The organism is Saccharothrix sp. (assembly GCF_031180885.1).
In the GTDB taxonomy this organism is placed as follows: Bacteria; Actinomycetota; Actinomycetes; order Mycobacteriales; family Pseudonocardiaceae; genus Actinosynnema.
On the sequence record NZ_JAPSLK010000109.1, the window covers coordinates 1 to 8,758 of the forward strand.

Annotated in this window: 9 protein-coding genes; 5 read left to right on the forward strand and 4 right to left on the reverse strand. The window is 71.9% G+C overall.

The genetic code is table 11. The annotated features are described in order from the left end of the window. Positions 1-861, forward strand: an 861-nt coding sequence (locus RIN75_RS43415; protein WP_309117955.1) for a hypothetical protein, incomplete at its 5' end; no start/stop codon positions are given. A 63-nt stretch (positions 862-924) separates the two neighbouring features. Here the strand turns inward: RIN75_RS43415 and RIN75_RS43420 are convergent. Then, complete coding sequence (locus tag RIN75_RS43420) at positions 925-1,686, reverse strand: hypothetical protein (RefSeq protein WP_309117956.1); 762 nt, start codon at positions 1,684-1,686, stop codon at positions 925-927. Positions 1,687-1,904: 218 nt separating this feature from the next. On the opposite strand from RIN75_RS43420, the gene RIN75_RS43425 reads away from it, so the two are divergent. Continuing rightward, positions 1,905-2,804 (forward strand): ISAs1 family transposase, encoded by a 900-nt coding sequence (locus tag RIN75_RS43425; RefSeq protein ID WP_309117957.1) that lies wholly within the window; start codon positions 1,905-1,907, stop codon positions 2,802-2,804. A gap of 16 nt (positions 2,805-2,820) precedes the next feature. Further along, the gene (locus RIN75_RS43430) at positions 2,821-3,003 is read left to right on the forward strand and encodes a S8 family serine peptidase (protein ID WP_309117958.1); all 183 of its coding nucleotides are present in this window, start codon (positions 2,821-2,823) and stop codon (positions 3,001-3,003) included. Positions 3,004-3,053: 50 nt separating this feature from the next. On the opposite strand, the gene RIN75_RS43435 is transcribed toward RIN75_RS43430, so the two are convergent. Next, the gene (locus RIN75_RS43435) at positions 3,054-3,440 is read right to left on the reverse strand and encodes a hypothetical protein (RefSeq protein WP_309117959.1); all 387 of its coding nucleotides are present in this window, start codon (positions 3,438-3,440) and stop codon (positions 3,054-3,056) included. 131 nt (positions 3,441-3,571) lie between these two features. Here RIN75_RS43435 and RIN75_RS43440 point away from each other — a divergent pair, with 131 nt between their 5' ends. Next, entirely contained in the window at positions 3,572-6,664 is a 3,093-nt protein-coding gene (locus RIN75_RS43440) for a BTAD domain-containing putative transcriptional regulator (protein ID WP_309117960.1), read from the forward strand. Between the two features lie 105 nt (positions 6,665-6,769). On the opposite strand, the gene RIN75_RS43445 is transcribed toward RIN75_RS43440, so the two are convergent. After that, complete coding sequence (locus tag RIN75_RS43445; RefSeq protein WP_309117961.1) at positions 6,770-7,126, reverse strand: hypothetical protein; 357 nt, start codon at positions 7,124-7,126, stop codon at positions 6,770-6,772. Positions 7,127-7,442: 316 nt separating this feature from the next. Between RIN75_RS43445 and RIN75_RS43450 the strand changes: the two genes are divergently transcribed. Further along, positions 7,443-8,087 (forward strand): helix-turn-helix transcriptional regulator, encoded by a 645-nt coding sequence (locus RIN75_RS43450; RefSeq protein WP_309117962.1) that lies wholly within the window; start codon positions 7,443-7,445, stop codon positions 8,085-8,087. A 243-nt stretch (positions 8,088-8,330) separates the two neighbouring features. On the opposite strand, the gene RIN75_RS43455 is transcribed toward RIN75_RS43450, so the two are convergent. Next, a partial coding sequence (locus RIN75_RS43455) for a DNA cytosine methyltransferase (protein WP_309117963.1) occupies positions 8,331-8,758 on the reverse strand: 428 nt, incomplete at its 5' end.

Below are 8,758 nucleotides of genomic sequence, written 5' to 3' on the forward strand. Positions count from 1 at the left end.
GAACGGCACGGTGGACACCACGGCCGCACCGCCCTGCTGACCTACCTGCGCGACGACGTCGCCCCGCTGTGCCGGGGCCGATTCCGCACCGACGACGTCCGCCGCGAAATGCTCTCCGCTGCCAGCCGCGGCGTTCACCTGTTGGGCTGGAAGTGTTACGACTCCGGACAACACGGCCTGGCCCAGCGCTACTACCTTCAGTCGTACGCCCTGGCCCACGAGTCCGAACTCGTCGGCCACGCCGGGTTCGTGCTGCGCACGATGGCCATGCAAGGCCTGCGGCTACGGCGCCCCGAGCACTGCCTCGACCTTGCCGAAACCGGACTGAGCCGGGCCAAGGGCCGGGTCGACCAGCCCACCGAGGCGCTGTTCCGGGTCGTCCACGCCCACACGCTCGCCAAAGCCGGCAACCGCCGGGCCGCTCTCGCCGAGACCGCCCGCGCCCACGCGCTGATCGCCACCGACCCCGGCGACCAGCCCGCCTTCTGGGCGTTGACCTGGGGACCTCCCCGTGCGTCGGTGGCCTCCCGCACCGCCCGCGTCTACGAGACGCTCGGCGACCACCGCGCCGCCGCCGAGGAGTACGCCCGCGCGGCCGCCGCCCGACCCGGCGGCACCTACGCCCGCATCAAAGCCCTCGACCTCGCCACCGCAGCCGAGATGCACCTCAAACGCGGCGGTGTCGAACAGGCGTGCGCGACCTGGATGCGCGCCCTGGACCACATGGACGGCGTCCACTCCACCCGCGCCCGCAAGGCCCTCACCCGGATGCGCAGCGACATCGCCGGATTCCGCGCCCGCGGTCTGCGCTGCGCCGTCGAACTGGACGACCGTGCCCGCGACCTGCTCGTCAACGCCTGAACCGGCCCAACCCGCCGCACGTGTCCGAGCCCGAGCCGCGGCTCACCCAGCCGCGGTCGCTGGTCACCGCATGGGGCGCGACGACGTCGACGTCCGGGTGTGCAAATCGACGATCGAGGCCAGGTAGTCCACCCGAGGACCGCGCACAGCGGTCAGCTCGGCGACCGAAGACGGGAAGATGATCTCCCGCAACTCGACGTCACGGCCCGCCGCGTGCTCGATCGCCACCAAATCCTCGAACCGCTCACGCACCACCGCCTCGGGCAGCGACGGCGCGCGGAAGAACACCCCGATGTTGCCGTGCTCGCCCCTGGTCAAGGCCCACAGCTGCAGAGCCTCGTGCGCCACCGCGATCCCGGTCTCCTCGACCAGCTCCCGCGCCGCGTGCCGCGCCAACCCCGCCACGTCCAGGACGGTTCCGACCGCGGGCGGTTCCACCGAACCCCCCGGGAGCTGAAGCCGATCGGGCGCCGCCGTACTCGCCGACATGCGCCCCACCACCAACCCACCCTCGTCGGTCGGCTGCGCAACGGCCGCGAACACGCTCGCCACCGGCGCCGCTCCGGGAACACGCCGCAGGGCGAAGTGCCGGTACGTGACCCGAGCCCAGGACACCGTCACCGCTCCGGAACCGTCGTGATCCACCCCAGCGCACACCACCACCGGGCCATCGAACAACCCGCTCGGATTCGCCCGGACTGCGGCATCCCACACGGCGTCCCGCGCCACCTGATGAGCCGGCGGCACTGGCGGCGCGTCCACCTCGACCAGACGAAGCCCACGGACCTCCAGCAGGTCGACGCCATGGACGTGCTGCTGTGGCATCGCCACATCGTAATGGCGACCAGCCCTCGGCCACCCCGCACCGGCAGGGTTCCGGCAAAGTCGTTGTGGCTGGTGGGCCCCGATGTGGGGCGGGCACGGCACCTGGTTGATCATGTGGGTGTCTAAGTCCCATGATCGGGTGAGGTGTCGTGCCCGCTGGTTTATCGTGCCCGATCCCGGATGCGGTGGTCGGTTTGGGGTCGGTTCCCGTGGCCGGTGTGCCGGATCTGCGGGTGTTGTTGGAGGCGGTGCCGAACCCGCGTGATCCTCGTGGTGTGCGGCATTCGCTGGTGTCGGTGCTGGTGGTGGCCGCGGTGGCGGTGGCGGCCGGGGCGAGGTCGTTGACCGCGATCGGGGAGTGGGCGGCGGATGCGCCGCAGCCGCTGCTGGAGCGGTTGGGGGTGCGGTTCGATGCGCGTCGTGGCCGGTGGGTCGCGCCGGGGGAGTCCACGATCCGGCGGGTGTTGTCGCGGGTGGACGGTGACGCGGTGGACGCCGCGGTCTCGGCGTGGACCGCCCGGCGGGCACCCGCGCGTGAACCCGACGCGCCGGTGGTGGTGGCGGTGGACGGCAAGTCGCTGGCCGGCACGTATCCGCGCGAGGGCGGCGCTGGGGTTTATCTGGTGGCGGTGCTGCGCCATGACGACGGCGTGGTGCTCGCGCAACGCCGGGCGCCCACCGGCGGTGGCGAGCCGGCCGCGTTCGCCCCGCTGCTGGACACCATCGACCTGGAAGGGGTGGTGGTCACCGCCGACGCCCTGCACACCACCCGCGCCAACGTCGACTACCTGCGCGCGCGGGGCGCGCACTTCGTAGACTCAGGCGGTTCCGGAGCGCCGGACCGCTGTGCGGTGGCTGGCCGAACAGCACCAAGCCGGCGCTACGGTGGCGTTGATCATATGCCTCCCCGACGAGGCCGAACAGGTCGCTGCCCTGCTCGCGCTCAACGATGGAGACGCGGAACTCCCAGCCCCGGACGGGCCTGGGGCTGGAACTCCCGCTGGACTGCTACATCGTGGGCCCCTGCCGAGTCGTCACGGCGGCGTTGTCGGCGGGCTCGGAGATGGCCACGGAACCCCGCCTGGCGGCACGGCGGCACCCGTCCGGCACGTACGTGACCATCCAGGCACCAGCATGGCGGCCCCGTTCGTGGCCGGCATCGTCGCCTTGATGCTGCAACGCGAACCCCGGCTGACCTCGGGGGAAGTCCAACAACGCTTCCGCATTACCACCCGCCGCAAGGCGACCACCGGCCCGGTGTGGAACCCGCGCTACGGCTGGGGAAAGCTCGACGCGCAAGCCCTGTTCCGCGACTGACGCCCGATTGGCTGAGCCGGCCCCCGCGGACCGGCTCAGCCCACCACGGGTCAGGGGTAGTACAGGGTCGGGCTGAAGGCCTGGTACTGGAATCTGCCCGCGCAATCGTACAGTTCGACCTTGGTGTACGCGCTGCCGCTGCCACTCACCGGCACGTGGCCCTCCGGGTAGCGCCCAATGTGGTCGAGGACAACGAGGTACTTGTAGTGCCACGTGCCGTTGACCCGGATGTACAGCTTGGCCGTGCAGGAATCCCAAGTGTTGCTGTTGAGGTAGAAGTCGCCCGACACTCGCTTGTACGTCGACGAGTAGCTGACGCACACGCCTACGTCGTAGGTGTTGCGGCAACCCCCGCCGCTGGCCGCCTGCGCCGTGTGCGGCGCGAGCAGCGCGAACAGCGCCGCCAGCAGCGGCAGCGCCAGGAATCTGCGCACCATCGTTCCTCCCTTGGTCGATCGGTCGAGATGCCTTGGAACGCCGGTGGACCGCAACGTCTCTCCCCCGGCGAACGACAACGTAAGGAGGGGGTTCACGCGTCCGACATCCGTCGACTATCCGGAGGTATCGAGTGCGGTTCGGCGTGCTGGGACCGGTCGCCGCGTGGCGCGGGGACGCGGCGGTCCGGATCGGGGGTCCGCGGGAGAAGAAACTGCTCGCCGTGCTCCTGCTCGCGCACGGGCGCGCGGTGGGACTCGACCGGCTGATCACCGTGATGTGGGACGACGAACCGCCGGGGACCAGCCGGGCGCAGGTGCACAACTGCGCCGCGGCCCTGCGGCGCAACCTCGGCGTGCCGATCACGTGGGCCTCGGCGGGTCTCGTGCTCGACGCGGACGACGTGGACGCGCACCGGTTCCAGGCCCTGGTGCGGGAAGCGGACGACCTCGTTGCGGCGCGACGGCTCACCGGGGCCGCGGACCGGCTGCGCGCGGCGCTCGCGCTGTGGCGCGGACCCGCGCTCGCCGGGCTCGGTGGTCGGGTGCTCGCGGCCGAGGCCGACCGGTTGGAGGCGCAGCGGCTGGCGTGCCTGGAACGCAGGCTGGACGTCGACTTGGAGCTGGGCCGGCACCGCGACCTCGTCGGCGAGCTGACCACGCTGGTGGCCGAGCACCCGCTGCGGGAGTCGTGGCACGCCAAGCTGATGCTCGCGCTCTACCGGTCCGGCCGCCGTGCGGACGCGCTCGACGCCTACCAGCGGGCACGCGAGGTCCTCGCCGACGAACTCGGCCTCGCGCCGGGGCCGGCGCTGGCGGAGCTGGAGGTCATGGTCCTGCGCGACGACGCCGCCCTGCGGCACGACCCCGGACCGCGGCACGACCTCCCGTGGGAGGAGACCGCACCGGGAGGCGACGCGGCACCGCGTCCCCGGCCGCCGACGCCCCGCCAGTTGCCCGCCGACATCGGTGGCTTCACCGGGCGGAGGGCCGAGCTGGCCGCGCTCGACGCCGTCGTCGACCGGCCGCTGGTGCTGATCACCGGCCCGGCGGGCATCGGCAAGACCAGCCTGGCCGTGCACTGGGCGCGGCGGGTGGCCGACCGGTTCGCCGACGGCCAGTTGCACGTCGACCTGCGCGGCCACTCGTGGTCGCCGGAGGTGGAGCCCGCGGAGGCGCTGGGGCGGTTGCTGCGGGCGCTGGGCGTGCCGCCGGAGGACGTGCCCGCGGATGTGGACGAGGCCGCCGCCGCCTACCGGACCGCGCTGGCCGGGCGGCGCGTGGTCGTGGTGCTGGACAACGCGCGGAGCGTGGCGCAGGTGCGCCCGCTGCTGCCGGGTGAGCCGGGCTGCCTCGTCCTGGTCACCAGCAGGCACCGGCTGCCAGGCCTGGTCGCCAGGGAGGGAGGGCACCGCGTCGAGCCCGCCGCGCTGCCCGTGCCCGACGCCCTGGAGTTGCTGCGCCGCCACGTCGGTGCGGACCGGGTGGCCTCGGAGCCGGCGGAGGCGGCGGAGCTGGTGCGGTTGTGCGGCGGCCTGCCGCTGGCGCTGCGCATCGCCGCCGCGGCCGTCGCCGACCAACCGCTGGCCGAGTACGTGCGGCGGTTGCACGACGAGCGGCTGGGCGGGCTGTCGCTGGGCGACGACGACCAGGCCGACGTGCGGCGCGCGTTCGACCTGTCCTACGAGCGGCTGAGCCCGGCCGCGCGGCGGCTGTTCGGCCTGCTGGGCGTGGTGCCGGGCGATGACTTCGCGGTGGCGGCGGCCCAGGCGCTGTCCGGCGGGCCGGACGTGCGGCCGGTGCTGGACGAGCTGACCGCGACGCACCTGCTGGAGCGGCGGGCCAGCGGCCGGTTCGGCTTCCACGACCTGCTGGGCCTCTACGCCGCGCGGCTGGCCCCGGCCGACGAGGCGCGCCGGGCGTCCGCCCGGCTGCTGGAGCACTACCTGAGCAGGGTCGAGGACGCCGCCCGCGCGCTGTACCCGGACAAGCCGCGGCTGCCCGTCCCGACCTCGGGAGCCGGTTTCCCCGACGAGACGGCCGCGTCGGCGTGGCTGGACGCCGAGCGGGTGAACCTCGTCGCCGCGGTCCGCGCCGCGCCCGGCCGGGAGGCCGTCGCGCTCGCCGACGGCCTGCGCGGGTACTTCGAGCTGCGCGGCCTGCACGCGGACTGGCGGGTGGCCGCCGACGCGGCCCTGCGCGCCGCCGAGGAGCCCCGCGACCGCGCCGCCGCGACGCTCAACTCGGCGGCGGCCCGGTTCGGTGGGGCGGACTACGACCTGGCCGAACACGAGTACGGGCTGGCGTTGGACCTCGCCCGCGCCGCCGACTGGCCGGCCGGGGAGGCGGAGGCGCACAGCCGGATGGGTATCGTGCTGTGGGAGACCGAACGGCTGCACCCGGCGGTCGACCACCTGCGTGCCGCCCTGCGCGTGGCCGAGCGCGCCGACGACCCGGCCGGCCAGGCCGCCGCGTGGCACAACCTCGGCGTGCTGTTGTGGCACCTGGGCGAACTGGAGGGCGCGGCGGCCCACTTCGAGCGCGGTGCCGTGCTCTTCGCCGCGGCGGGCTCGGTGAGCGGCACGAGCAAGAGCCGTACGTGCCTAGGCGGTGTGCTGTCCCACTTGGGCAAGTACGCCGAGGCGCACGACCTGCTGGAGCAGGCCGTCGCCGTCCACGCGCGGCTGGGCAACCGGTCCTTCGAGGCCCTCGGCACCGCCCTGATCGCCGTGCTGCACCGGGACAGCGGCGACCTCGGGACGGCCGTGACGCGCGGGCGGTCCGCGGTGCGGCTGGCCGAGGACCAGGGCTTCACGCGCAACCGCGTCGACGTGCTGAACATGGTCGGCGCGGTGCTGGTGACCGCGTCACCCGAGGAGTCGCGGCGCCACCTGGTGACCGCGCGGGCGCTGTCCCAGGTCGGCAGGCCGTACCTCGCCGGTGTGGTGCAGGCGTGCCGGAGCTTGGCGGAGCTGTCCCTGACGACCGGGCAGGTATCGGGTGCGCGGGCGCTCGGCGAGCGCGCCCTGGTCCCGGCCCGCCGCGCCGGGTACCGGATGGAGGAGGGCACGGCCCTGACCACGCTGGCCCTCGGCGCGTTGACCGAGCACGACCTGATGGAGGCCAGGACGCTTGCAGTACAAGCGGAATCCGTCCTCGAACCCACCGGCTACCGCTACGGCACGGACCGCGCCGCCGCCGTGCTGGCGAGGTGCACTGCCGGCTGACCGCGGGTGCGGGCCAAGACGGCTCAGCGCTCCGGTCGCGGCGTGATGGTGAGGGCCGGGGCGGTGCTCTCGCTGATCACCACAACATGGTGGCCCGAATGCAGGTCACCGGCGACCAGGGCGCGGGAAAGTCGGCGGTCCAGTTCTCGGGAGATCGTTCGGCGCAGGGCGCAGGGGGCGGGCACCGAACTCCGGGACGTAGCCGGTGGTGGCCAGCCAGTCCACGGCCTCGTCGGTCACGTCCAGGGTGATGTCCTTCCCGCGCAGGCGGTCGCGGGTGCCGCCGACGAGGAGTCCGGTGCTCTGGCGCAGGTTTTCGGCGTCCAAGGCGCGGAAGACGACGGTTTCGTCCAGGCGGTTGAGGAATTCCGCGCGGAAGTGGAGGAGATGGTCGGGGCCGGTGTTGCAGGTCATGATGATGACCGCGTCGGGCAACACCACCACCGCCACCACCGCTGGCATCCGCATCGACCACGCGGCCCCAGCCACGCACGCCGCGACCGTCCCATGACCTGCTGTTTCCCTTCTCGTCTCAGCTATCGTCTCGACTCTGATCAGGCACGGGGAGGCGTGGACGCTGAAGCGCGTGAGGCTCCAGGACCGACGGACCAGGCGCGGTTTCACCCAGGAAAGCCTGGCACTAACGAAGCGATGTGGCATGCCGTGGTCGAGGTTCGGGGAGGGGCTGTCGAACGCGTCGTGACGATCGTCTGCGAGGTGATCGAGTCGCTCGCTGACTCGTGGAACCATCAGGCCTGGTCCATCCGTTGACCCGGTCGTGGGCTCAACGGTCGGTGATGTTGTCGGGGGTAATCTGAAGCGCCTTCGGCGGATAGCTGGAGTGACCCAACACGAAATGGCGCTCCTGCTCGCTCGTCGCGGTGTGCCGTGCAGTCGAAGCAAGATCGCGGCACTGGAGGCGGGTGGCCGTCCACATCTGTCCTTTATGGACGTCTTGGTGTTGGCGCATGCCTTGGGAGTTGCCGTATCGGACCTTCTGGAGGGACACGAGGAGGTCGTTCTGGCCGGTGGCCTGTCGCTGACCCGCGGCCAAGTCCGGGAACTCTTGGGACTCAACCTGAAACACGCCGGCAGCGTTGTACCGGAGAACACTCCGGTACGGACCTCACTGACGGCCAGCGCTCCAACCCCGGTTGTCGCAGCCGCATCACGGATCCAGACCGCAGAGGTCGACGCAGCGCTGGCTCGGAAGCTCGGTGTGTCAGCGGAACTTGTGGTGAAGAACGCCCTTGCCCGATGGGGCCGGACGATGACGGAGGAGCGTGACCACCGATCCAACCAGCTGGGCACCATGCAGCACAGGCAACGAGCTGCTCACCGTGGACACATCACACGTCAGCTCACACGGGAAATCAATGCCGACCTTACGGCGCAAGGACTGGACCAGAGAAAGCCGACGTAGCCGATAACCGCGACTGCGGCGTACAGGCGAAGCCAGGAAGGGCCGAGCCACCGCGAGCTGTGGAGTCCAGCTGCGCCAGGCTGGAGCCCACATGACTTCGACTCTGCTCGACGTTCTCGTTGCCGACTGCCGAAAGCGGCACGTCAGCACCTAAGCCCGATTGCAAGCGCCAGCGGAAACCGAAGGGGCGGTTCGACCTACGAGCAGGACGACACACCACGTCGTACTAGGGAGTCGGGCGTGTCAGCAGAGCGGGCAATCCGGAATTGGTGGGTTTTCGCTGGTCAGGTAGGGTTTTAGGTGGTTGGCGATGGCGCGGGCGAGGGTGGGGGGGACGGCGTTGCCGATCTGGCGGGCGACCTCGATCTTCGTGCCGCACCACTCGAAGTCGTCGGGGAAGGACTGGAGGCGCGCGGCTTCGAGGTGGGTGATCGGGCGGTCGTGTTCGGGGTGGAGGTAGCGGCCCTTCTCGGGCTTGTAGAACTCGGTGCGGATGGTGAGGGACGGTTCGTCCCAGCGCATCCGGCCCATGACGTCCGTGGTGCCCGTCTTCTTCTCGCGCCAGCAGCGGGGCAGGAGGTGTTCGGGGAGGTCGAAGCGGCCGCCGCCGGGTGGGATGTTGCGGTAGCGCTCCAGTGACAGGGCGGTCGGGTTGCGGCCGATGTGCAGGT